24 protein-coding genes are annotated in these 26,254 nt (G+C 74.6%); 13 read left to right on the forward strand and 11 right to left on the reverse strand.

Annotation, left to right across the window (positions count from 1 at the left end; all coding sequences use genetic code 11):
• Positions 1-2 precede the first annotated feature (2 nt).
• Positions 3-884, reverse strand: a complete 882-nt coding sequence (locus ACZ45Q_RS21690; protein WP_468263751.1) for a YegS/Rv2252/BmrU family lipid kinase — start codon at positions 882-884, stop codon at positions 3-5.
• 154 nt (positions 885-1,038) lie between these two features.
• A complete protein-coding gene (locus tag ACZ45Q_RS21695) occupies positions 1,039-2,637 on the reverse strand; it encodes an FAD-binding oxidoreductase (RefSeq protein ID WP_468263754.1) in 1,599 nt (532 codons plus the stop codon).
• 72 nt (positions 2,638-2,709) lie between these two features.
• Between ACZ45Q_RS21695 and ACZ45Q_RS21700 the strand changes: the two genes are divergently transcribed.
• From ACZ45Q_RS21700 to ACZ45Q_RS21710, 3 genes are read left to right on the forward strand one after another with little or no spacing between them, the layout of a single operon-like run.
• Positions 2,710-3,327: a TetR/AcrR family transcriptional regulator gene (locus ACZ45Q_RS21700; protein ID WP_468263757.1), complete on the forward strand. Its 618-nt coding sequence runs from the start codon at positions 2,710-2,712 to the stop codon at positions 3,325-3,327.
• Positions 3,324-4,985, forward strand: coding sequence for a glycerol-3-phosphate dehydrogenase/oxidase (locus ACZ45Q_RS21705; RefSeq protein ID WP_468263760.1), 1,662 nt, complete (start codon positions 3,324-3,326; stop codon positions 4,983-4,985). The genes ACZ45Q_RS21700 and ACZ45Q_RS21705 overlap by 4 nt, the downstream gene beginning before the upstream one ends.
• A gap of 58 nt (positions 4,986-5,043) precedes the next feature.
• Positions 5,044-5,319, forward strand: coding sequence for a hypothetical protein (locus ACZ45Q_RS21710; protein ID WP_468263763.1), 276 nt, complete (start codon positions 5,044-5,046; stop codon positions 5,317-5,319).
• 127 nt (positions 5,320-5,446) lie between these two features.
• Here the strand turns inward: ACZ45Q_RS21710 and ACZ45Q_RS21715 are convergent, their stop codons facing one another.
• Positions 5,447-6,193 carry a restriction endonuclease gene (locus tag ACZ45Q_RS21715; protein WP_468263766.1) on the reverse strand — a complete coding sequence of 249 codons (747 nt, stop codon included), beginning with the start codon at positions 6,191-6,193 and terminating at the stop codon, positions 5,447-5,449.
• A gap of 305 nt (positions 6,194-6,498) precedes the next feature.
• Here ACZ45Q_RS21715 and ACZ45Q_RS21720 point away from each other — a divergent pair, with 305 nt between their 5' ends.
• Positions 6,499-6,864 carry an STAS domain-containing protein gene (locus tag ACZ45Q_RS21720; protein WP_468263769.1) on the forward strand — a complete coding sequence of 122 codons (366 nt, stop codon included), beginning with the start codon at positions 6,499-6,501 and terminating at the stop codon, positions 6,862-6,864.
• 55 nt (positions 6,865-6,919) lie between these two features.
• On the opposite strand, the gene ACZ45Q_RS21725 is transcribed toward ACZ45Q_RS21720, so the two are convergent.
• Positions 6,920-7,366: an ATP-binding protein gene (locus ACZ45Q_RS21725; protein WP_468263772.1), complete on the reverse strand. Its 447-nt coding sequence runs from the start codon at positions 7,364-7,366 to the stop codon at positions 6,920-6,922.
• 387 nt (positions 7,367-7,753) lie between these two features.
• On the opposite strand from ACZ45Q_RS21725, the gene ACZ45Q_RS21730 reads away from it, so the two are divergent.
• Positions 7,754-8,959 (forward strand): glycoside hydrolase family 64 protein, encoded by a 1,206-nt coding sequence (locus tag ACZ45Q_RS21730; protein WP_468263775.1) that lies wholly within the window; start codon positions 7,754-7,756, stop codon positions 8,957-8,959.
• A gap of 240 nt (positions 8,960-9,199) precedes the next feature.
• Positions 9,200-9,604 carry a VOC family protein gene (locus ACZ45Q_RS21735; RefSeq protein ID WP_468263778.1) on the forward strand — a complete coding sequence of 135 codons (405 nt, stop codon included), beginning with the start codon at positions 9,200-9,202 and terminating at the stop codon, positions 9,602-9,604.
• 107 nt (positions 9,605-9,711) lie between these two features.
• On the opposite strand, the gene ACZ45Q_RS21740 is transcribed toward ACZ45Q_RS21735, so the two are convergent.
• Entirely contained in the window at positions 9,712-11,055 is a 1,344-nt protein-coding gene (locus tag ACZ45Q_RS21740) for a glycoside hydrolase family 10 protein (RefSeq protein WP_468263781.1), read from the reverse strand.
• Between the two features lie 326 nt (positions 11,056-11,381).
• Between ACZ45Q_RS21740 and ACZ45Q_RS21745 the strand changes: the two genes are divergently transcribed.
• The 4 genes from ACZ45Q_RS21745 to ACZ45Q_RS21760 all read left to right on the forward strand — a co-directional run bounded on the left by ACZ45Q_RS21745 (position 11,382) and on the right by ACZ45Q_RS21760 (position 18,011).
• Positions 11,382-13,925, forward strand: coding sequence for a SpoIIE family protein phosphatase (locus ACZ45Q_RS21745; RefSeq protein WP_468263784.1), 2,544 nt, complete (start codon positions 11,382-11,384; stop codon positions 13,923-13,925).
• A gap of 112 nt (positions 13,926-14,037) precedes the next feature.
• Positions 14,038-16,770 (forward strand): SpoIIE family protein phosphatase, encoded by a 2,733-nt coding sequence (locus ACZ45Q_RS21750; protein ID WP_468263787.1) that lies wholly within the window; start codon positions 14,038-14,040, stop codon positions 16,768-16,770.
• Between the two features lie 140 nt (positions 16,771-16,910).
• The gene (locus ACZ45Q_RS21755; RefSeq protein ID WP_468263790.1) at positions 16,911-17,057 is read left to right on the forward strand and encodes a hypothetical protein; all 147 of its coding nucleotides are present in this window, start codon (positions 16,911-16,913) and stop codon (positions 17,055-17,057) included.
• 213 nt (positions 17,058-17,270) lie between these two features.
• Positions 17,271-18,011, forward strand: a complete 741-nt coding sequence (locus ACZ45Q_RS21760) for a class I SAM-dependent methyltransferase (protein WP_468263793.1) — start codon at positions 17,271-17,273, stop codon at positions 18,009-18,011.
• Between the two features lie 67 nt (positions 18,012-18,078).
• On the opposite strand, the gene ACZ45Q_RS21765 is transcribed toward ACZ45Q_RS21760, so the two are convergent.
• Positions 18,079-19,497, reverse strand: coding sequence for an MFS transporter (locus ACZ45Q_RS21765; RefSeq protein WP_468263924.1), 1,419 nt, complete (start codon positions 19,495-19,497; stop codon positions 18,079-18,081).
• 246 nt (positions 19,498-19,743) lie between these two features.
• Between ACZ45Q_RS21765 and ACZ45Q_RS21770 the strand changes: the two genes are divergently transcribed.
• The gene (locus ACZ45Q_RS21770) at positions 19,744-21,108 is read left to right on the forward strand and encodes an FAD-dependent oxidoreductase (RefSeq protein WP_468263795.1); all 1,365 of its coding nucleotides are present in this window, start codon (positions 19,744-19,746) and stop codon (positions 21,106-21,108) included.
• A 73-nt stretch (positions 21,109-21,181) separates the two neighbouring features.
• On the opposite strand, the gene ACZ45Q_RS21775 is transcribed toward ACZ45Q_RS21770, so the two are convergent.
• From ACZ45Q_RS21775 to ACZ45Q_RS21790, 4 genes are all read right to left on the reverse strand, one after another.
• The gene (locus tag ACZ45Q_RS21775) at positions 21,182-21,556 is read right to left on the reverse strand and encodes a roadblock/LC7 domain-containing protein (protein WP_468263797.1); all 375 of its coding nucleotides are present in this window, start codon (positions 21,554-21,556) and stop codon (positions 21,182-21,184) included.
• Positions 21,557-21,631: 75 nt separating this feature from the next.
• Positions 21,632-22,162, reverse strand: a complete 531-nt coding sequence (locus ACZ45Q_RS21780; protein WP_468263800.1) for a roadblock/LC7 domain-containing protein — start codon at positions 22,160-22,162, stop codon at positions 21,632-21,634.
• 38 nt (positions 22,163-22,200) lie between these two features.
• Positions 22,201-22,977, reverse strand: coding sequence for a hypothetical protein (locus ACZ45Q_RS21785; protein ID WP_468263803.1), 777 nt, complete (start codon positions 22,975-22,977; stop codon positions 22,201-22,203).
• Positions 22,974-23,372, reverse strand: a complete 399-nt coding sequence (locus ACZ45Q_RS21790; protein ID WP_468263805.1) for a hypothetical protein — start codon at positions 23,370-23,372, stop codon at positions 22,974-22,976. The genes ACZ45Q_RS21785 and ACZ45Q_RS21790 overlap by 4 nt, the downstream gene beginning before the upstream one ends.
• A gap of 359 nt (positions 23,373-23,731) precedes the next feature.
• On the opposite strand from ACZ45Q_RS21790, the gene ACZ45Q_RS21795 reads away from it, so the two are divergent.
• On the forward strand, positions 23,732-24,871 hold the full coding sequence (locus ACZ45Q_RS21795) for a YihY/virulence factor BrkB family protein (protein WP_468263808.1): 1,140 nt from the start codon (positions 23,732-23,734) through the stop codon (positions 24,869-24,871).
• A gap of 38 nt (positions 24,872-24,909) precedes the next feature.
• A complete protein-coding gene (locus ACZ45Q_RS21800) occupies positions 24,910-25,287 on the forward strand; it encodes a hypothetical protein (RefSeq protein ID WP_468263811.1) in 378 nt (125 codons plus the stop codon).
• 31 nt (positions 25,288-25,318) lie between these two features.
• Here ACZ45Q_RS21800 and ACZ45Q_RS21805 read toward each other — a convergent pair whose 3' ends face one another.
• The gene (locus ACZ45Q_RS21805; RefSeq protein WP_468263814.1) at positions 25,319-26,113 is read right to left on the reverse strand and encodes an SDR family NAD(P)-dependent oxidoreductase; all 795 of its coding nucleotides are present in this window, start codon (positions 26,111-26,113) and stop codon (positions 25,319-25,321) included.
• Between the last annotated feature and the right edge of the window lie 141 nt (positions 26,114-26,254).

The raw sequence follows: 26,254 nt of genomic DNA on the forward strand, positions 1-26,254 counted from the left end.
GTTCAGCGCAGGACGCGCAGGGCGCCGGGCAGCACCCTTGCCGTGACCGGCAGTACCGCCTCGACCTCGCCGTCGGCGCCGTAGGGCACGTCCCGGTCGGCCTCGATGTGTATCTCCTTGCCGCGGACGACGCGGACCTGGGGCCGGTGGACGTGTTTGCCGGTGTCGAGTTCGTTCATCAGGGTGAAGAACAGCCGGCGTGGCGCGTGGTGGATCATCACGACGTCGAGCAGCCCGTCGTCGAGCCGGGCGCCGGGGGCGATGAGGCGGGCCGAGCCGTAGTAGCCGGAGTTGGCGGCCACCGCGGTGTAGCCGGTGTACGCGTGTTCCGTGCCGTCGACGGTGACGCGGTAGCGGGTCGGGCGCCAGGTGGTGACGGCGCGCAGGGCGCCCGCGTAGTAGGAGGCGGTGCCGCGCAGCAGCCGTGCCCGGTTGGCGTGGCGGTTGGCGAGCGCGTCGATGCCCGCGTAGACGCTGCCGAGGACGGCGACGCGGTCGTGGACGGCCGAGGTCACCTCGATGGTGTCCACGGGGCGCGGCTCGCCGTCCAGCAGGACCCGGGCCAGGCCGGCGGGGTCGGTGGGCAGGCCCAGCGCCCGGGCGAAGTCGTTGCCCCGTCCGGCCGGGACCAGGCCGAACGGGGTGCCGGTTCCGCTGAGGGCGCCGCCGATGCCCCCGGCGACGCCGTCGCCGCCGACGGCGAGCACCACGTGCCCCTCTTCCCCGGCCCGCAGGGCGAGTTCGCGGGCGTGGGCGAGGCTGCGGCTGTACTCGGTCCGCAGCCCGGCGCCCGCCTCCCGCAGCAGCCGGGCCACCCGCAGCAGCGCCGCGGCGCCGGTGGCGCCGCCCGCGGTGGGGTTGACGACGGCGGTGAACTGTCGCATCGATGTGCCTTTCGGGCTGACGGGTGTGCGGACTGCCGTGCCGGGAGGCGGGTGCGGGCCGCCGTCGTGCGGCGGATGCGCCGGGCCGCGGTCCCCTGATGGTCGTGCCCGCCTGTCGTCCCACGGGACGACGGGGCGTGGGCCGGGGCCGGGCTCAGTCGGCGGGCAGCAGGACGCCCGGGCTGAGCAGGCCGTCCGGGTCGAGGCGCCGCTTGACCGCGCCCAGCGCCGCGATGCCGAGGTCGCCGGCCTCCCGGACGTACCAGTCGCGGTGGTCGGTGCCGACGCCGTGGTGGTGGGTGATGGTGCCGCCCGCGGCGAGGATCGCCTCGTTGGCGGCGTGCTTGGCCCGGGTCCAGTGGGCCACGGGGTCGTCGCCCTGGGCGGAGACGACCGTGAAGTACAGGGAGGCGCCGTTCTCGTAGACGTGCGAGATGTGGCACATGACCAGCGGCGGCGTGCCGGCCCCGGCGAGGGTGGAGGTGAGCGCCTCGCGGACGGCGGTGTAGAGGTCCGGCAGGCGCGACCAGTAGGTGGCGGTCTCCAGGGTCTCGGCGACGGCTCCGGCGTCGAGGAGGGCGTCGCGCAGGTACGGCGCCGAGTAGCGGCCCCGGGCCCACTTCTCCCCGGGTTCCTCGCCGGCGAAGGTGCCGCCGCAGGCCGCGAGGACGGCGGCGGCGCCCTCCCGGCGGTGGGTGGTGTCCTCCTCGGTGCCCTCGAAGCCGACGACGGCCAGGCAGCCGGCGTTCTGCCGCCCGGTGCCGGCGCCGATGGCGTCGGGCTGGGCGAGCCCGATCAGGGTCTCGGTCTCGTCGGACAGCCGCAGCACCGTCGGACGCGGTCCGTCCTGGGCGAGCCGGCGCAGGGCGGCGGCGCCCTCGTCGAAGGAGGCGAACCGCCAGCCCTCGTAGCGGCGCACCCGCGGGACGGGCCGGACGCGGACGGTGACGGAGGTGATGACGCCGAAGGCGCCCTCGGAGCCGAGCACCAGCTGACGCAGGTCGGGTCCGGCCGCGGAGCGCGGGGCGCGGCCGGTGTCGAGGGTGCCCTCGGGGGTGGCGAGGGTCAGGCCCAGCACCATCTCGTCGAAGCGGCCGTGCCCGGCGGAGGCCTGGCCGCTGGAGCGGGTCGCGGCGAAGCCGCCGATGGTGGCCCACTCGTAGGACTGGGGGAAGTGGCCGAGGGTGAAGCCGTGTTCGGAGAGCAGCGCCTCGGCCCGGGGGGCGCGCAGGCCGGGCTCCAGGGTGGCGGTGCGCGAGACGGGGTCGAGCGCGAGCAGGCGGTCGAGGTGGCGCAGGTCCAGGGCGACGAAGGGCTCGTGGCGCCCGGGGGCGAGGCCGCCGACGACGGAGGTGCCGCCGCCGAACGGCACGACGGGCAGGCGGTGTGCGGCGCAGGCGCGGAGCACCGCGAGGACCTCGTCGTGGCTGCCGGGCAGGACGACGGCGGCCGGGGCGTCGGTGGCGTCGCCGCCGCGGATGCGCAGCAGGTCGGGGGTGGACTTGCCGCGGGTGTGCCGGACGCGGGTCTCGGCGTCGGTGCGCACCCGGTCGGCGCGGTCGCCGACGGCGGCCCGCAGCGCCCGGTGGGCGGCCTCGTCCAGGGCGGCCTCGGGGACCGCGACCTCCTCCAGCCGGGCCGGCGCCGTGGCCCGGGGCTCGACGCCGAGCCAGTCGCGCAGCAGGCCGGTCACGTCCTTCGGCAGCGGCGTCGCCCTGGCCGGGTCGCCCCAGCCGTTCCACAGCATGTCCATGCCTGTCGTCCTCACCGGTCGTTTCGCGGGGATGCCGCCGCGGCGGCCTCACGGGGCGTTACACTGTTACACATGACGCCTATTCGTCACAACGGTTCGGCCCGGCAGAACTCCTCCGACGGCGACGCGGTGCTCGACGCCGTGCGCGACTGCGTGCTGGCCGTCGGGGTGCGCCGTACGACCATGACCGACGTGGCCCGCCGCGCGGGCGTCTCCCGGATGACGCTCTACCGGCGCTGGCCCGACGTCCGCTCGCTGGTCGGCGACCTGATGACCCGGGAGTGGATCGCCGTGGCGACCGGGGCCATGCCCGAGCGCCGGCCGGGGACGGACTCGCGCACCCTGCTGGTCGACGGACTGGTGGCGGGCGTGACGGCGTTCCGCGCCCATCCGCTGTTCCACAAGATCGTCGACGTCGATCCGGAACTGCTCCTGCCCTATGTGCTCGACCGGCGCGGCGCCAGCCAGGAGGCGCTCCTGGGGCTGCTCGCCGACGCGCTGCGGGAGGGCCACGCCGACGGCTCCGTGCGCGAGGCCCACCCCGGACGCCAGGCGCGGGCCGTGCTGCTGATCGTCCAGTCCTTCGCCCTGTCGCTGCGGACCATGACCGACGAGGACGACGCCGACCTGACCACCGCGGCCTTCCTCGCGGAGCTGCGCACCATCCTGGAGAGGACCCTCGCCCCATGAGCCCGACCAGCGGCGCCGCCGACGGACCCCGCCCGTCCGCCTCGCCCTCACCCCCGCCCGTACCGGCCCGCTCCCCCTCGGCCTGCGCCTCGTCCTCCCCCGCCGCCTCCCTCTCCGCCGTGCGGCGCTCGCGCGAACTGGCCGAGGCCACCGACGGCCGGGTCGTGGACGTGCTGGTCGTCGGCCTCGGCGCGACCGGTGCCGGGGCCGCGCTGGACGCCGCCGCCCGCGGTCTGGACGTCGTCGCCGTGGACGCCCACGACCTGGCGTTCGGCACCTCCCGCTGGAGCTCCAAGCTGATCCACGGCGGGCTGCGCTACCTCGCCTCCGCACAGCTCGACGTCGCCCACGAGAGCGCGGTCGAGCGCGGTGTGCTGATGGAGCGCACGGCACCCCACCTGGTCCACGCCCAGCCCTTCGTCCTGCCGCTGACGCCGATGGTCTCCCGGGGGCAGGCCGCGCTCGCCTGGGCGGGCCTGCGCGCCGGGGACGCCCTGCGGCTGGCCGCCCGCACCTCCCGCGCCACCCTGCCCGCGCCGCGCCGGCTGTCCGCGGTCGAGACCCGCCACCTCGCCCCCGGCCTGCGCCCCGACGGGCTGCGCGGCGGCCTGCTCTCCTGGGACGGCCGGCTCACCGACGACGCCCGCCTGGTCACCGCCGTCGCCCGCACCGCCGCCGCGCACGGCACCCGTGTCCTCACCCGCGTCCGGGCCCTGGAGCTGACCGCCTCCGGCGCCCGCATACGCGACGAACGCACCGGCGAGGAGGGCGAGATCCGCGCCCGCGCCGTGATCAACGCCTCCGGGGTGTGGGCCGGCGACCTGGTGGACGGCATCCGGGTCCGGCCCTCGCGCGGCACGCACCTGGTCCTGCGCTCCGACCGCCTCGGACCGCTCCCCGCCGGGCTGCACATCCCCGTCCCCGGCGAGACCAACCGCTTCGTCCTCGTCCTGCCGCAGGGCGACGGCCGGGTCTACGTGGGCCTCACCGACGAGCCCGTGGACGGCGCCGTCCCCGACGTCCCCGAGGCCCCCGAGACCGACATCGGCTTCCTGCTCGACGTGCTCGGCTCCGCGCTCGACGTGCCCGTCCACCGCGACGACGTGGCCGGCGCCTTCGCCGGTCTGCGCCCGCTGCTGGACACCACCTCCGCGGCGCGGCCCGGCGGCGCCCCGCGCACGGCGGACGTCTCACGCCGGCACGCCGTGCTCACCTCGGCGGACGGCGTGGTCACCGTGGTCGGCGGCAAGCTCACCACCTACCGGCGCATGGCCGAGGACGCGGTGGACGCCGCCGTCGCCGCGCGGGGGCTGGCCGCCGGCCCCTCCCCCACCGCCGGGCTCCCGCTGGTGGGCGCCGCCGCGCCCCGCTCCCTGGCGGCGCTGCGGGCACCGCGCCGTCTGGTACGGCGGTACGGCACCGAGGCACCTGCCGTGCACGCCCTCGCCGAGCGGGACCCGCGGCTCGCGGAGCCGGTCCTGCCGGGCCACCCCGTCACCGGCGCCGAACTGCTGTGGGCGGTGCGGCACGAGGGCGCCCTGGACGAGGCCGACCTGCTGGACCGGCGCACGCGGATCGGACTGGTGCCCGAGGACCGCGCCGAGGCGGCCGACGCCGTGCGGGCCTGCGTCGGCGACGCCCTGGCGGGACACGGCTGAAGCCCGGCGGACACCCGCTCGGCGCGCGCGACGGCGGACCGCTGACTAGCGTTGAGGTGTGGCTCACACATTCGACGAGCTCGTGCAGAAGCGGCGCGCGGCGGACCAGGCGCACAGCCGGGTCGAGAAGCTGCGCGACTCCTACGGGCCGCCCACCCAGGCAGAGTGGACCGCACGCCAGTCGCACACGTACGAGACCGCGCTCCGCGCCTGGCGCGATCTCGACCGCGACGCCGGCGCCGCGATGGCCGAGTACGTCAGGGAGCAGGGCCGGGACCGGCGCCAGGTCGAGGCGGAGGTGCACCGGGCCGTCGACCGCGACACCGAGGCGTGACGGCCGGACACAGGCGTCTGCGGGCGGCCGGTCACGGGCAGCTGACGGCGGCCGGACCGCGCAGCTGACGGCGGTCGGGCCGGGCAGCTGACGGCGGTGCGGCGAACCGGGCGCGGCCGGCAGGCTTTCAGGGCCCCGGCGGTTCCCCGGCGCCCACCGGGTCCTCCCACGGAGCCGGGCCCGTGCCGTCGCGCCAGGCGAGCAGGGCCCGCCGGTCCACGCAGACGATCCCGCACCACTGGGCGTACTCGGCGGCCGGGGCGGTGAAGCCGGCCGTGGTGACGACGGCGGCGACCTCGGCCCCGTGGACGGCGAAGCAGGTGCCCCCGAACCGCTGGACGTCCTGGGAACCGACCGTGGCGTCGCTGTCGTAGCGCTTGCACTGGATCACCATGCGGCGCCCGTCGGGCGTCACGGCCAGCACGTCGGCGCCGAGGTCGCCGGCGCCGCCCACCACCTCGACCCCGGTGCACCCGTCCCGCTCGCACAGCCCGGCCACCGCCCGTTCGAACTCGTCGGCGTCGAGGGCGTCGTAGCCGTCCGCGTCGGGCGCTTCGTGGCCGGGCGCGTCGGTGGCGTCGTAGCCCTCCACGTCGAGGACCTCGTGGCCGGACCCGTAGCGGTCGCCCTCCTCGGTGACGTGCGGGTCCGGGGCGGCCGCCCGGGCGGCCTCGTCGAGGGCGGCGCCGACCTCGCGGACGGCCCGGGCCGGCGCGGCGGGCCGTCGGCGGCGACGGCGCCGGCGGGCCACGGCGGCGACACCGAGCAGAGCGAGGACGGCCACCCAGAGCGGGCGGTGCTGGACGGCCTCGGCCACCGTCCGCACCGTGAATCCGGCCAGGCTCAGCAGCAGGGCGAGGACGCCGAAGGACACGGCGGTGGACCGCAGATCGAAGGAGCGCCGACGCTGTGTCGGCCGTATACGACGGGCAGGCACGGGCACGGTGGAGCTGTCCCCCCTCACTGGATCGGTGTGAAGATCAGATAGTGATCACTCACGCCGTCTGCCCAGGACGGGGCACTTCAACGTCCCGCCGCGGCTCCGGTACAGTCACGGTCGGCCCATCGGATCTTCACTCCGCGCCGGACGCTTTCCGGCCGCGGACGCCCCCGGGCACCGGTGGACCTTGGCATGATGGCCGCGACGAGGGCCGGACATCCACGAGAAGCGAGGGAAGCGTGGCGGAGACCGAGGGAGCGGCGGTGCCCGAGCGGCTGCTGATCACCCGTACCACCACCGACGACGGCGTCTGCGTCGTCACTCTCGCCGGAGAGGTGGACCTCGACGGCAGCCGGCAGCTGCGCGACGTGCTGATGTCCGCCGTGGAGACGGCGCCCGGCACGGTCGTCGACCTGCGGGAAGTGGCCTTCATGGACTCCAGCGGGATCAACGTGTTCATCAGCGCGCACCAGACGGCCCAGGCCCGTGACGCCTGGCTGCGGCTGGCCGCGCCACGGCAGGCGGTGCGGCGGGTGCTGCAACTCGTGGGCGTGGACGCGCTGATCCCCTGCTACGCCACCTTCGACGAGGCCCTGACCGGCTGACCGCCGGGGGTGCCGGGCGGCTCGCCCCGCGCCCCCGGCCCGGTACCGCCCTCGCTCAGCGCAACGGCAGTCGCGCGTAGACGGTCTTGCCGCGTGCGTGCGGCTTGGTGATCACCTCGTCGCACAGTCGCGTCACGATCTCCAGACCGTGCCGGCCGACGCGCCGCGGGTCACTGGGGAGAAATGTGGGAAAGCCGTCCCCCGTGTCCGACACCGCGATCTCCAGCGCGCCGTCGACCAGGGTCAGCCCCAGCCGGCACGGACCCGGCGCATGACGCAGGGCGTTGGTCACCAGCTCGCTGGCGACCAGGCGGGCGGCGTCCGGAAAGCCGTCGGCCGTCTCCACGCCCGCTTCGGCCAGTCGCGCGACGAAGCCGCCCACGACGTCCCGGGACGCGGGGATCATCGCCGATCCGCCCGAGAAGTCCGCCACCGTGGGCTGGACCTCGGCCGTGGACTCGGCGGAGGGGTCCGTGGCATCGGGTCTGTGCACCGCAGTCATACAGAGCCTCACCGTCCGGGGCCGGGAAGTGGAAGCAAGGGCCCGCGGCCCCACACGATACGCACCGCACCGGCCCTGTTGATTCCATTGCCCCAAGTTCCGCCGTGTCCACCGGTCTTGTCCCGGGTCCACGGCACCGCCACCCACTCGCCGATCGCGTCGCCCACGACCACATTATTGACATGCGCACGCTTCCAGAGCACTCTGAGAGCGCTCTCAGAAATGGTCCGGACCAGACCGACGCCCCCTCCCCGTCCCTGTCCCCGACCCTGTACACCTCTCCCCCACCCCCTGTCCGTCTCCACCCCCTGTCCGTCTCCCCACCCCAGTCCACCTCCTCCCCCCACACTGCGTCCCTGTCCCCAGGGGCCGTACGGAGGCTCACCCATGCTCGACAGACTGCGCCATCGGATCACGGCCGTGACGGCCGCACTCGCCACCGCGGTGGCGGGCGCCCTTCTCGCGACCGGCGCCCCCGCCACCGCCGAGGCCGCGGTTCCCGCGACCATCCCCCTGACGATCACCAACAACTCCGGCCGCTCCGAGCCGGTGTACGTCTACACCCTGGGCACCGAGCTCGCCTCGGGCCGGCAGGGCTGGGCCGACGCCGGCGGCACCTTCCACGCCTGGCCCGCGGGCGGCGCCCCGCCCGTCCCGGCACCCGACGCCTCCATCGCCGGACCCGCGCCGGGCCAGTCCAAGACCATCCGGATCCCCAAGCTCTCCGGCCGGATCTACTTCTCCTACGGCGAGAAGCTGGTGTTCCAGCTCGCCACCGGCGGCCTGGTGCAGCCCGCGGTCCAGAACCCCAGCGACCCGAACAGCGACATCCTGTTCAACTGGTCGGAGTACACGCTCAACGACTCCGGCCTGTGGATCAACAGCACCCAGGTCGACATGTTCTCGGCCCCCTACGCGGTCGGCGTGCGGCGCGCGGACGGCGGCACCAGCACCACGGGCCACCTCGAGCCCGGTGGCTACCACGGGGTGCTGAACGATCTCCGCTCGCGCTCCGGCGGCTGGTCCGGCCTGATCCGGACCCGGCAGGACGGCACGGTGCTGCGGGTGCTGGCCCCCGGCCACGGACTGGCGACCGGATCCCTGCCCGCCTCGGTGCTGGACGACTACATCGACCGGGTCTGGCGGAAGTACTCCACCGAGACGCTGACGGTCACCCCGTTCGCCGACCGGCCGGGCATCAAGTACTACGGCCGGGTCTCGGGCGGCGTCATGAACTTCACCGACGGCGGCGGCACCGTGGTCACCACCTTCCAGAAGCCCGACGCGGACAGCGTCTTCGGGTGCCACAAGCTGCTGGACGCCCCCAACGACGAGGTGCGCGGACCGATCTCGCGCACGCTGTGCGCCGGGTTCAACCGGACCACGCTGCTGACCAACCCCGACCAGCCGGACCGCGGTTCCGCGGGTTTCTACCAGGACTCGGTGACCAACCACTACGCCCGCGCGATCCATGAGCGGATGGCGGACGGCAAGGCGTACGCGTTCGCCTTCGACGACGTGGGCAACCACGAGTCGCTGGTCCACGACGGCAACCCGCAGGAGGCGTACCTGACCCTCGACCCGTTCGACTGATCCCGTCCTGCGGGCCGGCGTCACCCGTCCGGCGGAAAACCGCGTTGTCCCACCCCCTGACGCCCAGTAAGGTCGGCCCGGTGACTGCCGGGTCGGCCTCGGGCCATGTACGAGTGGGTTTCCCGGCCCGGCCGTGAGCATCCGGCGGGCCAGAGCCCCGCCTCTTCTCCGCGTCCTGCGCGAGCGGCGCCCGTGCGCCGCGCACCCTCACCGAAGCGAAGACCCGGAGACATCCTTCCCATGACACACGAGAACGGGACGAGCACCGTCCAGCTCGACCACACCATCGTCCGCGCCCGCGACCGGCAGCTGTCGGCCGAGTTCATCGCCGCCGTCCTCGGACTGCCGGTCGGCGCCCCCTTCGGGCCGTTCCTGCCCGTCGACCTCGGCAACGGCGTGACGCTCGACTACTACGAGACGCGGAACGAACCGATCCAGAGCCAGCACTACGCCTTCCTCGTCCCCGACGCGGAGTTCGACGGCATGATCGCCCGGCTGGAGGCCGTCGGAGTGACCTACTACGCCGACCCCGGCCACACCGAACCGGGGCGGATCAACCGGCTGTTCGGCGGTCGCGGCGCGTATTTCGTCGACCCCGACGGCCACAACATGGAGATCATGACCCGGCCGTACAGCCGGACCTGATCCAGCCGTACAGCCGCACCTGACCCGGCCGTACGGCAGCCTGACCCGCCCGTACAGCTGGCCGATCCGGCCGCGGCCCCCGCTCCCGGGTGGCCGCGGCCGTCGGCTCAGGAGGCGGTGCAGGCCCCGACGACGGGCGCCGCTTCGCTGCCGTTCTTCGTCACGGTGAAGCCGAAACTGGTCGACGCCCCGGCGGGCAGGGACCCGTTCCAGCTCGGGCGCACGGTCATCACGGTGCCACTGTCGTCCCAGGTGGGCGAGGCGTTCCAGATGGCCGAGACCCGCTGCGGCGAGGGCACGGTCACGGTCGTCGTCCACGAGCCGATCGGCCGGTCGCCGGCGGTGACGGTCACCTGGCCGTTGTAGCCGCCGTTCCAGTCGGCGGTGCGCGTGTAGGTGGCGGTGCAGGCCGCGGTGCCGTCGCCCGGGCCGCCGCCGTCGTCCCCGCCGGAGCCGCCCAGCGCGTCCAGTACCGCGTCGTAGGCGGGCTTCGGCCGGTACTCGCCGTCGAACAGCAGCGGGGTGCCGCCGCTGCGCCAGGAGTACTTGTCGGTCACGCCCCAGACGGTGATGCCCGTGCAGCGGCTCACCGCCAGGCAGGCGCGCACCACCCGCGCGTAGCTCTCGGCCTGGGCCGTGCCCGAGCCCTCGATGTCGAGCTCGGTGATCTGCACGTCGACGCCGAGGTCGGCGAAGCGCTGGAGGTTCGCCTGGAGGTCGGAGGGGACCGGGGAGGCGCTGTTGAAGTGGCCCTGGAAGCCGACGCAGTCGATGGGGACGCCGCGGGCCTTGAAGTCGCGGACCATGGCGTAGACGGCATTGCTCTTCGCGTTGACGCCGTCGGTGTTGTAGTCGTTGTAGCAGAGCTTGGCCGCGGGGTCGGCGGCGCGGGCGGTGCGGAACGCCTCCTCGATGTAGCCGTTGCCCAGCTTCTCCTGGAACGGCGAGTTGCGGCGGGCGCCGCTGCCGCCGTCCTGGAAGGCCTCGTTGACCACGTCCCAACTGTGGATCTTGCCCTTGTAGTGCCCCATCACCCGGGTGATGTGGTTGTTCATCGCCGAGCGCAGCTCGGCCGCGCCCAGGGCGCCGACCCAGGACGGCAGCTGGGAGTGCCAGACGAAGGTGTGGCCGCGGACGTCCATGCCCCGGCCCAGGGCGTGGTTCACGACCTGGTCGGCGGCGTCGAAGGTGAAGGTGCCGCGGCTGGGTTCGGTGGCGTCCCACTTCATCTCGTTCTCGGGCGTCGCGGAGTTGAACTCGCGCTCGAGCGTCGAGACGTAGCCGGCCTCGCCCAGGTGGCCCGCCGCGACGGCGGCGCCGAAGTAGCGGCCCTTCTCGGCCGCGGCCGACCCGAGCGTGTCGGCGGCCTCGGCGGTGTGCGTGGCGGCCGTCAGGGCGGCGGCGGTGATCAGACCGGCCGTGGCGGCCCTGAGTAAGCGTGTCGGTTGCATGACATTCCCTTCGGGGACGAGCGGACGAGCGTCGAGTAGCAAGCCATGAACGACGAGGGCCGGCGAAAGTTTCGCTCTTGTTTCCGAATTTCGCGAAGGAGGTTACGGACTGCCACCCGTCGGGTCAACGCCTGTCACCGCATTCACATGGCAGGCCCCGGGAGCCGTACTCAGAGGTGCGGGACCACCGACAGGGACACCCAGGATTCGAAAGTTTCGATCCCCGGGCTCTGAGGGCACATGCCGCTCCCAGGTGCGCGAGGGGGTGGCCGTGGCGCATTCTTGCTGTGTCGCCCGCGTGACGGCGCACGGACGAGGTGGGGCCGATGACAGCAGGCGCCGAGGAGACGGGCCGCGCGGCCGGTCGGCTGGCGGCGCTGCTGATCGACGCCTCGACCGAGGCGGTCGCCGCGGCCGGCGGCCATGCGGGAGGCGTCTACCTGCGGAGCGGCACGCCCGGCCTGCTGCGGCTGTCGGCACTCGTCGGACTGCCCGGCCCGCTGTTCCGCCCCTGGTGGAAGATGCACGTCGACCGCCCGTTCCCGGTGGCGGACGCCTACCGGCTGGGCGTGCGGGTGATTCTGGCCAACGCCACGGAGACGATGCGCCGCTATCCGCAGTTCGCGGCCGGCCTGCCGTTCCCGTTCGGCTCCCTGCACCTGCCCGTCGGAAGTCCGCAGAAGATCTTCGGGGTGCTCACCGTGCTGCGGCCCGCCGCCTCCGACAACGCCGAGCTGGTGGGGCACCTGGACCGGCTGGCGCGGATCGCCGAGGACCTGGGCACCGCGTTGGAGGCCCTGTCGGCGGAGGCCGGGCCGCCCGTCGTCTGGGACGGGGAGCCCGTGTGCGTGCGGCCCCCCGCGGCCCGGCGCCCCGCGCAGCACGCCGGAAGCTTCGCCTGGGACGCCGCCACCGGCGCCCTGACCGTCGACGAGCCGCTGCGCGCCCTGCTCCCGCTGCCGGTCCAGGGCCCGTCGGCGACCGCCGAGGCCCTCATGGCCGCGCTGGCCCCCGAGGACGGCCACCGGATCACCGCCGCGCTGCGGCAGACCGCCGCCGGCCGGCCGCCGCCGCTGCCCCTGCCGGTGCGCACCGCCGACGGCGCGCTGCGCCTGGTCGAGCTGTGGAAGCCGTACGCCGCGCCGCCCGGCACCGATCCGGTGCGGGGTGCCGTGCGCGACCCGGGGCTCGGACCGGTGGCCGACGCCGCGGCGGACCTGCTGCCCGACGGGGTGTTCTGCCTGGACCGGCTGGGCGTGATCGTCTACGCCAACCCGCGCGCTGCCCGGTTGCTCGGCAGGCCCAGGACACGGCTGGTCGGCCACTCCCTGTGGGACGCCGTGCCCTGGCTGAACCAGGCGGCGGCCGAGGACCACCTGCGGGGCGCGCTGCTGTCCCCCGACCCCGTCCACTTCCATGTGCGCCGCCCGCCCGACGGCGGCCGGTCGGCACGGCCGCCGGACTACGAGGGCGACTGGCTGGCGGTGTCGGTGCATCCCGGGCCGGACCTGCTGACCGGCACGGTCCGGCCGGCGAACCGGGTGGCCGAGGCCGCCGCCGGTCTCACGGCCGAGCAGGCCGCCGCGTCCCCGGCACCGCCCCCGGGCGAGCTGCCGCCCGTCGTCGCCACCACCTCCGCACTGCACCGGCCCATCGTGCTGGCCGTGGCCCTGGCGGAGGCGACCACGCCGCGGCAGGTGTCCGAGGTCGTCGTCCGCGAGCTGCTGCCGGCGTTCGGGGGCCGGCGGCTCGCCCTCTACCTGCTCCAGGACCGGCACCTGTACCTGGCCTGGGAGACGGGGTTCCCGCCCGGCTTCCTGGCCCCGTTCGAGGGCGTCGCCCTGGACGCCCGGCTGCCGGGGGTCGAGACGCTCACCAGCGGCCGGCCGCTCTTCTTCGACTCGATGCAGGCCCTGGCCCGCGCCTACCCGGGCATCCCCCTGGACGCCACCGTCGGCGCCCGTGCATTCCTGCCGCTGATCTCCTCGGGCCGTCCGGTCGGCTCCTGCATCCTCGGCTTCGACCGGCCGCGCAGTTTCAGCACCGAGGAACGGACGGTGCTCACCGCGCTCGCCGGGCTGATCGCCCAGGCCATGGAGCGGGCCCGGCGGTACGAGACGGAGGCCGCCCTCGCCCGCGGGCTGCAACGGGCGCTGCTGCCCCGGCGGCTGCCGGCCCACCCCCTGATGGAGACCGCGGGACGGTATCTGCCGGGCACCCAGGGCATGGACGTGGGCGGCGACTGGTACGACGTGGTGGCGTCGGGGGACGGCAGGGCCCTGGTCATCGGGGACGTGCAGGGCCACGGCGTGCAGGCGGCGGCCACGATGGGGCAGCTGCGCAGCGCCGCCCGGGCGTTCGCGCTCGGCGACCGGCCGCCCGACGAGGTGCTCAGCAGCACCAACCACCTGCTGATCGACCTGGACGTGGGCCTGTTCGCCAGCTGCTGCTACCTGCGCCTGGACCCGGCGACCGGGCTGGTCCGCGCCTCCCGGGCGGGCCATCCACCGCCGCTGGTGCGCCACCCGGACGGCCGCACCGAGGTGCTGCACCTCCCCGGCGGTGTGGTGCTCGGCGTCGATCCGCAGGCCCGCTATCCGCTGACGGAGTTCCACCTGGAGCCCGGCGCCGTGCTGGCTCTCTACACCGACGGCCTGGTGGAGCGGCCCGGCGCGGACATCGACGACGGGATCACGGGCCTGCGGCTGGCGCTGGCCAGGGCCGGTGACAGCGACGTACGCCCGACCGGCCGATGGCTGGCGGGGGTGGCCGACCGGCTCAGCGCGACGGCCCGGCACACCGTGGACCGCCCCGACGACATCGCCCTGCTGCTCGTCACCCGCCGTCCCGCGCCGGGGAGTCGGCGGTGAGGCCCCCGCCCCGGGCGGCCGTCCGGCACGGGGCGACGGCGGCGGGGACGGGCCCGCCGGGGCGGGGGGACGCCCCTCGCCTCACGCGTCCCGGCAGTGTAGACATGGGCACATGGTCCGACTAATGGGTCGATCGGAAGCTCGGTCTGCCCGGCGTCCCAGCGGTCCGCCCGCTGGGCGGCAGCGAGACGCACACCGGTCGCGGCGGGGAGAGGCCGCGGGACTGCGGTCGGCACTGACCGGGCGCACCGTCGCCGGACAGGTGTTCGTCTTCCAGGTCGTGATCGTGCTGCTGCTGGTCGTGGCGGCGGTGGTCGCGCTGGTGCTCCAGGGACGGCACGACAGCACGGTCGAGGCCCGCAACCGCTCGGTCGCCGTGGCCGGCACGTTCGCCAACGCGCCGGGCATCCGCGAGGCGCTGCGCGCCCCGGACCCGACGGCGGTCCTCCAGCCGCGCGCGGAGGCCGCCCGCAAGGCGACGGGCGTGGACTTCATCGTCGTGATGAGCCCCGAGGGCGTCCGCTACACGCACCCCATCCCGGACCGCATCGGAAAGAAGTTCGTCGGCACCATCGCCCCCGCGCTCCAGGGGCGGACGGTGACCGAGGAGATCGAGGGGACCATCGGCCCGCTGGTCCAGGCCGTCGTGCCCGTCGAGGCGGCCGACGGTTCGGTGATCGGGCTGGTCTCGGCCGGCATCACGACGGAGAACGTGGGGGTGTCCGCCAACCGGCAGATGCCGCTGGTGCTCGTCGCCGCCGCCGTGGCGCTCGTCCTGGCCACCGCGGGCACGGCGCTGGTCAGCAGACGGCTGCGGCGGCAGACGCACGGCCTGGGACCGGACGAGATGACCCGGATGTACGAGCACCACGACGCCGTCCTGCACGCCGTCCGCGAGGGCGTGCTCATCGTCGGCGGAGAGGGCCGGCTGCTGCTCGCCAACGACGAGGCGCACCGGCTGCTCGACCTGCCCGAGGACGCCGAGGGCCGGCACGTCGGCGACCTTCCGCTGCCCGCCGACACCGCGTCCCTGCTGGCCTCCGGCCGGGTCGCGACCGACGAGGTGCACCTGGTCAAGGACCGGCTGCTGGCCGTCAACCAGCGGCCCACGGACATCCAGGGCGGCCCGCCGGGCAGCGTGGCCACGCTGCGCGACTCCACGGAACTGCGGGCCCTGTCCGGCCGGGCCGAGACCGCCCGGGAGCGCCTGGACATGCTGTACGCGGCCGGGGTGGGCATCGGCACAAGCCTCGACGTCACCCGCACCGCCGAGGAACTGGCCCGGCTGGCGGTGCCCCGGTTCGCGGACTTCGCCACCGTCGACCTGTTCGACGCGGTGCTGGCGGGCGGCCAGCCGGAGCCGGGGAACTCCCTGCGCCGCACCGCGCTCAGCGGCGTGCGCCCGGGCGCGCCGCTGTACGCGGTGGGCCACCAGCTCCGTTTCGTGGAGTCCTCGCCGCAGGGCCACAGCCTGCGCACCGGCCGCCCCGTCCTGGCGCCGCACCTGGAGCGGTCCCCCGGCTGGCAGGCACAGGACCTGGAGCGCTCGGCGCAGGTGATGGCGTTCGGCATCCACTCGCTGATCACCGTGCCGCTGCGCGCGGGCACGCTGGTGCTGGGCGTGGTGAGCTTCTGGAGGGCCGAGCAGCCCCAGCCGTTCGACGAGGACGAACTGGCCCTCGCCGAGGAGCTGGTGGCGCGCGCCGCGGTCTCCATCGACAACGCCCGCCGCTACACGCGCGAGCACAGCATGGCCGTGACGCTCCAGCAGAGCCTGCTGCCGCGCTCGCTGCCCGAGCAGGACGCGCTGGAGATCGCCTACCGGTACCTGCCGGCGCAGGCCGGGGTCGGCGGGGACTGGTTCGACGTCCTGCCGCTGTCCGGGGCGCGGGTGGCGCTGGTGGTGGGCGACGTCGTCGGACACGGGCTGCACGCGGCGGCCACCATGGGGCGGCTGCGCACCGCGGTGCACAACTTCTCCTCGCTGGACCTGCCGCCGGACGAGCTGCTGACGCTGCTGGACGAGCTGGTCGCCCGGATCGACCAGGACGAGGCGGCGGCGGGCGGCAGCGCACCCGTCACCGGTGCGACGTGCCTGTACGCCATCTACGATCCGGTCTCCCGGACCTGTGTGATCGCCCGGGCCGGTCATCCGCCGCCCGCGGTGGTCGGGCCCGACGGCGGCGTGGAGTTCCCCGACGTGCCGACCGGTCCCCCGCTGGGGCTCGGCGGACTGCCGTTCGAGACGACGGAGCTGGAGCTCGCGCAGGGCAGCCGGCTGGTGCTCTACACGGACGGGCTGGTCGAGGACCGGGAGCACGACATCGACGTCGGGCTGACACGTCTGCGGGACGCCCTGGAGACGGCCGGCCCCTCGCCCGAGGAGACCTGCCGGAGGGTGCTCGAGAGCCGGCCGCCGACGCGGTCCAGCGACGACATCGCGCTGCTGGTCGCCCGCACGCGGGCGCTCGGTCCGGACCGGGTCGCCGAGTGGCGGGTGCCGGCCGACCCCGCGGCCGTCGGCGAGGTGCGCGCCAAAGTCCTGCGGCGGCTGGCCGACTGGGGCCTGGACGAGCTGGCGTTCACCACCGAACTCATCCTGAGCGAGCTGGTCACCAACGCGATCCGGTACGGGGCCGAGCCCATCCACGTCCGGGTGCTGCGCGACCGGAGCCTGATCTGCGAGGTGTTCGACGGCACCAGCACCTCGCCGCACCTGCGCTACGCCGCCATGACGGACGAGGGCGGGCGGGGGCTGTTCCTGGTCGCACAGCTGGCCGAGCGCTGGGGGACGCGCTACACGCCGGAGGGCAAGGTCATCTGGGCGGAACAGCCCATTCCGTGACGGCCGCCGGGGTGAGCGGGCACGGGACGGGTAGGCGGACCCCACGACGGACGGCAGGACCGTACGGCTCGGCGGACACGGCACGGCCGACGCGGTCCGTCACCGAAGAGGACCGAAGAAGACCGAAGAAGGAGGACGACATGGCCTCGATGATGAACCGGATCAAGGAGTTCGCGCGCAGCCCCCAGGGCCGCCGGGCGACGGAGCAGGTGCGGCGCGCCGCCTCGGACCCGCGCCGCCGCGCCCAGGCCCAGCAGCTGCTGCGCAGGTTCGGCAAGCGGCGCTGAACCCGGCGGGGCAGGCCGTCCCTCGTCCGTTCACGGGCGTGCGCCCGCGCGTCGTTTCGTAGACGCGTCCCGGTCGCCGCCCTCATCTTCGTGCCTTCTGCCGGTACGCCGGCCCGCCGGGCGGGCGGAAGACTGCCCGCCAGTGCCTGCGGCGTCCCGCGATGCGGGGCCGAGGCCACGGACGGATGACCCGGTGCAGGGGAGGACGGCACGGTGAGCGCACAGCAGTACGACGAGATCGGTGAGGCCTTCGAGGGCTTCAAGGCCCTGCCGGTGGTGCGGTACGGGGAGGTGCCCGGCGTACTGGGCCTGGTCGGGGACGTGCGCGGCAGGTCGGTCCTCGACCTGGCGTCCGGTACCGGCTTCTACAGCAGGGAGCTGAAGCGGCGCGGGGCCGCCGATGTGCTCGGGATCGACATCTCGGCCGAGATGGTCGCCGTGGCGCGGCGGCTGGAGGAGCGCGAACCGCTGGGGGTGCGCTACGAGGTGGGCGACGTGGCCGAACTGCGGCCCCTGGAGCAGCGCTTCGACCTGGCCCTGGCCGTCCAGCTGCTCAACTACGCCGAGGACGTCGCGGCCATGGAGCGGATGTGCCGCAACGTGCACCGCAGCCTGAAGCCCGGCGCCGAGTTCTTCCTGTTCAACCAGTCCCCGGACTACGACTTCGACGGGCCCTCCCTGGCCAAGTACGGCTTCGTCACGGAGCTGACCGGTGAGGAGGCCGAGGCCGGACCGCTGGTGCGGACCACGGCGCTGCTCGATCCGCCGGTCACGATCCTCAGCACCCTGCCGCGCCGCCAAGTGTACGAGAAGTGCCTGCGGGCCGCCGGGTTCGACGAGGTCGCCTGGGTGCCGCTGGAGGTGTCCGAGGCCGGTGTGAGCAGGTTCGGGGCGGAGTTCTGGGCGGACCTGCTCGCCAATCCGCCACTGGAGATGCTGCGCTGCCGCGCCTGACCGCCGGGTGGCCGGGTGACCCGGTCACCGGGCCCGGCCGGCCGTCCGGGGGCCGTGTCGCGCCCTGTCAGGGCCGGCCGGCGCGTCCTCGGGGCCGGCCGGCGTGGGCGCTGCCGCGGGGGGCCTGCGGCGGGCGGCGTCCGCCACGGGCGTGGCTCTCCCGCCGCCGGTCCAGGACCGCCACGGCCAGCGCGCACACCATGGTGGCGACGCCGGACCCCACCGACACGGCCACGGCGTCGTGGTGGTTGTCGTGCGTGGCGTTGAGCGTGAGGTAGTACAGCCCCGGCAGCGCGGCGGTGCCCACGGCGCCGCCGAGGCGCTGGCCCGTCTGGAGGGCGCCGCCGGCCGCGCCCGCCATGCGCACGGGGACCTCGCGCAGCGTCATGGTGATGTTCGGTGAGATCACGCAGCCGCTGCCCAGGCCGCCGAGCAGCAGGGCGGGGGCGGAGAGCCAGGCGGCCAGGTGCGCCGGCGCCAGCCAGAGCACCACCGCGGTCGTGCCGAGCCCGGCCATGGCGGCGGCCAGCCCCCACACGGTCAGCAGCCGGCCGAGCCGTTCCACCAGCCGGCCGGCCACGGCCGCCGCGACGGCGGACCCCACGGCGAACGGGGTGACGGCCAGGCCGGACTGGAGGGGCGAGTAGCCGAGGCCGTTCTGGAAGAACAGCGCGAACACCAGCCACACGCCGCTGAACCCGACGAAGTACAGGGCGGCCAGCGCGGCCCCCGTGGCGTAGCCGCGGGTCTCGGTCAGCAGCGCCGGGTCCAGCAGGGGTGCGCCGCCCCGGCGTGCCACCCGGCGCTCCCACCGGGCGAACGCGGCGAGGACGAGCAGCCCCAGCGGGAACAGCCACCACACCCGGCCCAGGCCGCCGGCCTCGGCGAGCACCAGCGGCAGCATCAGGGCCAGCATCCCGGCCCCGAGGAGCACGACGCCCACGGGGTCCAGGCGCCCCCGCCCGCCGGGGGCCACGCGGGGCAGGAGGCGGCAGCCGAGCACCAGGGCGACCGCGCCGACCGGCACGTTCACATAGAAGATCCAGCGCCAGCCCTCCGGTCCGGCCAGGGCCAGGATCAGGCCGCCGACGACCGGGCCGACGGCGCTGGAGACGCCCACGGTGGCACCGAAGAGCCCGAAGGCCCGGCCCCGCTCCGCGCCCCGGAACAGCTGCTGGATCAGCGCCGAGTTCTGCGGCGCCAGGCTGCCCGCGGCGACGCCCTGCGCGAGCCGGGCGGCGACGAGCAGCCCGATGTCGGGCGCGGCCCCGGCGGCGGCGCTGCACACCACGAAGCCGGCCAGCGCGGCGAGGAAGACCCGGCGTCTGCCGAAGGCGTCGCCGATGCGTCCGGCCGTCACCAGGGTAAGGGCGAACGCGAGGGCGTAGCCGGACACCACCCACTGCACGGACGCCGCCGAGGCGTGCAGTCCCTGCTGGATGGAGGGCAGGGCGACGGCGACGATGGTCACGTCCAGCAGGGCCATGAAGCCCGCGACGAGCGTCACCCACAGGGCACGCCATCGGTTCGGGTCGCTCACGGGTTCTCCCTCCGCCGGACGGGTCCGCCCCCTTCCTGTGCGTCTCCGCTGCGGGACCGCCCAAACAGTCGTCTTGGGCACTCATAAGCGGGCCTTATGAGCCCATAGACCGGACCCGCGTACCGACTTAGGGTTGCCTTAGCTTAGGCTTCCCGACGAGTTGATCTGTCACCGCTCGAAGGGAACCTGATCATGCCCCGCCCGCTGCGGGTAGCCATCGTCGGCTCCGGCCCGGCCGGTATCTACGCCGCCGACGCCCTGCTCAAGTCCGAGGTGGCCGCCGACCCCGGCGTGTCCATCGACATCTTCGAGCGCATGCCCGCCCCGTTCGGTCTCATCCGTTACGGGGTCGCCCCCGACCACCCGCGGATCAAGGGCATCATCACCGCCCTGCACCAGGTCCTGGACAAGCCGCAGATCCGCCTCTTCGGCAACGTGGACTACCCCACCGACATCAGCCTGGACGACCTGCGCGCCTTCTACGACGGCGTGATCTTCGCCACCGGCGCGACGGCCGACCGGGCGCTGCCGATCCCCGGCATCGACCTCGAGGGCTCCTACGGCGCCGCGGACTTCGTCTCCTGGTACGACGGCCACCCGGACGTGCCGCGCACCTGGCCGCTCCGGGCGGAGAAAGTCGCGGTGCTCGGCGTCGGCAACGTCGCCCTCGACGTGGCCCGCATCCTCGCCAAGACGGCCGACGAACTGCTGCCCACCGAGATCCCGGCCAACGTCTACGACGGACTCAAGGCCAACCGGGCCAAGGAGATCCACGTCTTCGGCCGCCGCGGCCCGGCACAGGCGAAGTTCAGCCCGATGGAGCTGCGGGAGCTGGACCACTCCCCCAGCATCGAGGTGATCGTCGACCCCGAGGACATCGACTACGACGACGGCTCGATCGCCACCCGGCGCGGCAACAAGCAGGCCGACATGGTCGCCAAGACGCTGGAGAACTGGGCGATCCGCGACGTCGGCGACCGCCCGCACAAACTGTTCCTGCACTTCTTCGAGTCGCCGGCCGAGATCCTCGGCGAGGACGGCAGGGTCGTCGGCCTGCGCACCGAGCGCACGGCGCTGGACGGCACCGGCAACGTCAAGGGCACCGGCGAGTTCAAGGACTGGGACGTCACCGCCGTCTACCGCGCGGTCGGCTACCTCTCCGACCAGCTGCCCAAGCTGCCCTGGGACCTCGAGTCCGGCACCGTCCCGGACGAGGGCGGCCGGGTGATCCAGGAGTCGGGGGAGCACCTTCGGTCGACGTACGTCACGGGGTGGATCCGGCGCGGCCCGGTCGGCCTGATCGGCCACACCAAGGGCGACGCCAACGAGACGGTGGCCAACCTCCTGGACGACTACGCGAACGGCCGGCTGCACACCCCCGCCACGCCCGCTCCGGAGGCGGTGGACGCCTTCCTGGCCGAGCGGGACGTCCGCTTCACCACCTGGGACGGCTGGTACCGCCTCGACGCCGCGGAGAAGGCGCTGGGCGAGCCCCAGGGCCGTGAGCGGGTGAAGATCGTCGAGCGCGAGGACATGCTCCGGGCGAGCGGCGCCTGAGCGCACCCTCGCCGAGCGGCGACGCCCGGTGCCCGCGGTCGTGTACGGCCGCGGGCACCGGGCGTCGCGTCGTTCAGACCTCCAGATCGGCCTCGATCCTGCGCAGCTGGTGGCGGGCCATCGCCAGATTGGCCCGGCCGGCGTCGAGCACCAGGTAGAGGAACAGCCCGTTGCCGCCACGGCCCTTGAGCAGCCGGATCAGGTGGTACTGCGTGCTGAGGGTGATCAGGATGTCCTCGATCTCCTCCTTCAGGCCGAGGTGCTCCATGGTGCGCAGCTTGGCCCGTACGACGTCGGTGTTGCCGGCGGCGGCGACCTCCAGGTCGAAGTCCTTGGTCCCGCCGAGGGTGCCGAGGGCCATGCCGCTGGTGTAGTCGACCAGGGCGACGGCCGTGGCTCCGTCGATGGAGCTGAGGCATTCCTTGAGGGAGGTCTCCAGGTTGGCCATGGTGGCTTCCTTCCGTGTGTACCTGTGTATCGGTGTCGTGGCTGTGGGTCGGGCGACGGCGCCGGCGAGGCCGGCTCAGGTCGTGCGGTGCCGGCCGCCGGCCGAAGGGCGGGGCGGGTGTGCGGGCCGCTGCGGCGTGCGCACCGGCAGGGTGCCGATGGGCCGGCTCCCGTCCGCGGCGGTGAGCGCGGGCGGCTCGGGGGGCGCGGCCCGCTCGCCGGTCCGGGGCGGGCCGACGCGGCCGGCCACCAGGTCGCCGATCCGCGTCCCGCTGCGCCGGCCCTCCAGGTGCAGCCGGCCGACGTTGACGCGGCCGTCGGCGAGGAGGGTGAGCACGGCGGACGGGCCGGCCGCGTAGGTGGCGACGTATCCGTCGGCGCCCCGCAGCAGCAGTTCGCGGAACGCGCCGCGCCCGGTGGCCTCGGCCGTGCGGTGCGCCACGCCGAGGGCGGCGGCGGTCAGGGCGGCGAGCCCTTCGGGTTCGGTCCCGGGCGCGTCGTGGGCGAGGACGAGCCCGTCGACGGTGGCCGCGAGCGATCCGGTCAACTGGGGTATCCGGGCGCGCAGTCGGTGCAGTTCGTCCAGGACGTCCCTCTCGACGGCCATGAGCAGTCTCCTTTCGGCACGCTGTCGGCGCGCGCGGATCACAAGGCCTCCAAGGCGTCTCGAAGCCGGCGCAGCAGGGCCGTGTCGGGGTCGTCCCACGCCGGCCCGCACGGGTCCACGGCCGGCGGGGGTGCGGGGCGGCGCGGAACGGCCGTGATCAGTCCGCCGGCGGCCAGGCGGCGCAGTTCGACGAGTGTGTGGTAGGTGCGGCAGGCCAGGGCGGCGGCGATGTCCGCGGCGGTGCTCACGCCGTCGACCCGGGCGAGGATGCGGCCGCGCCGGGCCGGCAGGTCCGCGGTCGCGGCGTCGGGGGTGCGCGCGAGCGGGGCGACGTCGACGGCGGGGTCGGGCCAGATGCGGTCCAGCAGGGCGCGGCGGCGCCGGGACTCGCGGACGACGGTGTCCACCGGCACGGCGCGGACCGCGCCGAGCCAGTGCGCGGCGCCCGGCCGGAACCGGTGGGCGCGGCCGTCATGGGCGAGGACGAAGTACGCGGCGTCGAAGAGCGCCCCGAGGTGGCAGACCTCCAGCGCGCCGGCCGCGAGCCGCCCGCTGTCCACCAGCCGGCGCCCCACCCGGTGCCGTGCGCCGTCCCGGTCCACCGCCTCCCACCAGCCGTCGGGGGCGACGGCGCCGCTGTGCGTGAGCAGGACGCCGAGGTCCGGGGTGAGGGCGGACTCGACGTGCACGACGCGGCCGGCGGCGAGGTAGACGACGCCGCGTTCGCCGGAGAGGGCGCCGGTCGCGCGCTCGGCGGCCAGGGCGCGCAGCGAGGCGGAGGTCGTGTCGTGGGCGGCCCAGGTCGTCGCCGTCATCCGAGCACCAGGCGGTCCGCCAGCTCGGCCAGCCGGATCCGGGCCAGGGCCAGGTTGCCGTCGTTGCGGTCCAGCCACAGGTGCAGGAACACGGTGCTGTCGAACGGGGTGCTGACGAACCGCAGCAGGTGATAGGAGTCGGCGGTGGTGACGATCAGGTCCTCGACCGGGGGCTCCTTGTCGGCCGCGGCGGCACGGCCGGCCGGCGCCAGGGAGGCGCTCTCCGCGGCGTGGCGGGCGAGTTCGGCGGCCTCCGCGGCCGTCGCCTCGGGGTCGCCGCCGGGGGCCTCGCCCACCGAACCCAGGGCGAGTCCGCTGATCCAGTCGACCAGCGACGCGCCCCGTGCCCCGGGCAGCCGCATGGTTTCCAGCAGACTCTCGTCGATTCCGGGCACGCCGGATCCCCTCCCCCTGCACAGGTGTGCCTCGAACGTGACGCCGAGACTACGGAACGTGCACGCATCAGGTGAGGGCTTTGGCATTTTCCAGTGGAACGTGCCCGCGGTGCGGCATACTTCGGCCGGAAAGCCCCGGAACCGGGGCCTCCCAGGTGTGCGCCCACGGGTGCGGGCAGGCCCCGCCCCGATGCGGATGGTGGGCGGAACCTGCCCGCGCGGACCATTGTGGGAAGGGGCCGGGCCCCCGGACCACGTGTGAACGGCGCGGCCTTGCGCGCGGGGCGCACACCCCCGGCGCGGGCCGCACATCCCGAGCGCGGGTGCGTGGGATCGGCGGGAAGGGCTACCCGCCCTCCATGGCCCGACTGCATCTCCCCCACCGTGACAAGCACGGCACCGGTCAGGACGACGCGTCCGGCCGGAGCCCTCGGCCGTCCGACGAGCGGCTCGCCCGGGAAGGGACCGGCGGCGAGCGGCCCACCGAGGAGCGGGCCCCGGAGCGGCCCGCGGACTACGGCCCGGACGCGGCCACCGAACGCGCCGCCCCCGACTCCCCCACCGAGCTGCCCAAACGCTCGTGGACGGCACTGCTGCGGCGCGTCCTCGCGGAGTTCAAGGACGACGAACTCACCGACCGCGCCGCCGCGCTGACCTACTACGGCGTACTGTCGCTGTTCCCGGCCCTGCTGGTGCTGGTCTCCCTGCTCGGCATCGCCGGGCAGTCGGCCACCCAGAGCGTGCTGGACAACCTGCAACAGCTCGCCCCCGGCTCGGCCCGGGACATCATCTCCGACGCCGTACGGCAGTTGCAGGGCAGTGCCGGCCTGGGGTCCGCGCTCGCGATCGTCGGTCTGATCGGCGCGGTGTGGTCCGCCTCCGGCTACGTGGCCGCGTTCATCCGCTCCGCCAACGCGGTGTACGACGTCCCCGAGGGCCGCCCGGTGTGGAAGGTGCTGCCGCTCCGGGTGGCGCTGACCGTACTGCTGCTGGTGCTCGCCGTGGTCAGCGCGCTGATCGTCGTGTTCACCGGCACCCTCGCCGAGCAGGCCGGCACCGCGCTGGGCGTGGGCGACACCGCCCTGACGGTGTGGGCGATCGCCAAGTGGCCGGTGCTGGTGGTGCTGGTCACGCTGATGATCGCGGTCCTGTACTGGGCGACCCCGAACGCCCGGGTGCGCGGCTTCAAGTGGATCACCCCGGGCAGCCTCCTGGCCCTCGTGATCTGGATGCTCGCCTCCGCCGGCTTCGCCTTCTACGTCGCCAACTTCGGCTCGTACAACAAGACCTACGGCACCCTGGCCGGCGTCATCGTCTTCCTGATCTGGCTGTGGGTGACCAATCTCGCCATCCTGCTCGGTCTGGAGTTCGACGCCGAGCTGGCGCGGCAGCGCGTCATCGACGGCGGCCATCCGGCCGAGGAGGAGCCGTACGTGGAGCCGCGCGACACCCGGGCCTGGGACGACGCCGACCGGCGCCGCGCGGACCCGGGCGGCTGACGCCACATGGCCCCGCCCGGCGGGGGTACGCGAACGCCATGAACGACCGCAAGACACCCGAAAACGGACCCGAGCGGTACGGCCGCACCGAGGAGGAGCGCGCCGAGGCCCGCCTCTTCACCTACCGGTACTCCGAACGCCGCGCGGGCGTGCGCGCCACCCGGCACATCAGCCGTGAGCAGGCCGACGCCGACAGCGTCCCGGGCGTGCCGGGCGGCTACGGCACCACCGGGGGCGGGCAGCCCGGCGGCGGCCGGAGCACTCCCCGGGCCGGGGACGACTCCGCCGACGAGTCCGGCGTCACCGACATCGTCGGCGGCCGGGAGGCCCGCCCGGACGACCGGCGGACCGACCGGACCAGGCGGCGGAGCGACGGCGGGACCGAGCGGAGCGACGACCGGACCGACCGGACCTAGCGACGACCGGACCGACCGGACCAGGCGGCGGCTACGGCAGGATCGAGTCGACGTAGCCGCCGTCGACGCGGACGGCCGCGCCCGTCGTCGCCGAGGCCTGCGCCGAGCTGAGGTAGACGACGAGGTTGGCGATCTCCTCGGGCTCGATCAGCCGCTGGAGCAGCGACTGGGGGCGGTGCTCGCGCATGAACACGCGCTGCGCCTCGTCCCAGGGCAGGTCGCGGCCGACCAGCTGGTGGACGAACTCCTCCACGCCTTCGGTGTGGGTGGGGCCCGCGATGACGGAGTTCACCGTGACGCCGCTGCCGGCCGCCTCCTTGGCGAAACCGCGGGCGACGGCGAGCAGGGCCGTCTTGGACACCCCGTAGTGGATCATCTCGGCCGGGACGACGACGGCGGAGTCGCTGGCGATGTACAGCACGCGCCCCCAGCCCCGGTCCCTCATCCGGGGGAGATACGCACGCGTGAGCCTGACGCCCGCCAGGACGTTGATCTCGAAGTAGCGGCGCCACTCGTCGTCGCTGATCTCCAGCGCCGGTACGGCACCGAAGACGCCGAGGTTGTTGACGAGGATGTCGGTGGCGGGCAGCGCCTCGACCGCCGCCCGGGCCCCCTCCTCGGTGGCGAGGTCGGCGGCGACCGGCACGAAGTCGCCGCCCGGCACCTCGGCGCGCAGCGTCTCGACGCTCTCCTCCAGGCGGGCGGCGTCGCGTCCGTTGACGCCCACGCGGGCGCCCGCCCGCGCCAGCCCGGCGGCGATCGCCGCGCCGATCCCCTGCGAAGAGCCCGTCACGAGTGCGGTCCGCCCGTCGAGGTCCAGGTTCATCGCGTCGCTCCCTGTTCGGTGGTCGGTTTCCGGGGCCGGTTTCCCGTACCGGTGTCCCCGGGCCGGCGTTCTCCGGTGATCGCGCCGGGTCGCTCCCGCCCACTGTCGGCCACGGCCCGTCGTACCCCCCTCCGGCGCGCC

The organism is Streptomyces sp. NPDC031049 (genome assembly GCF_055571015.1).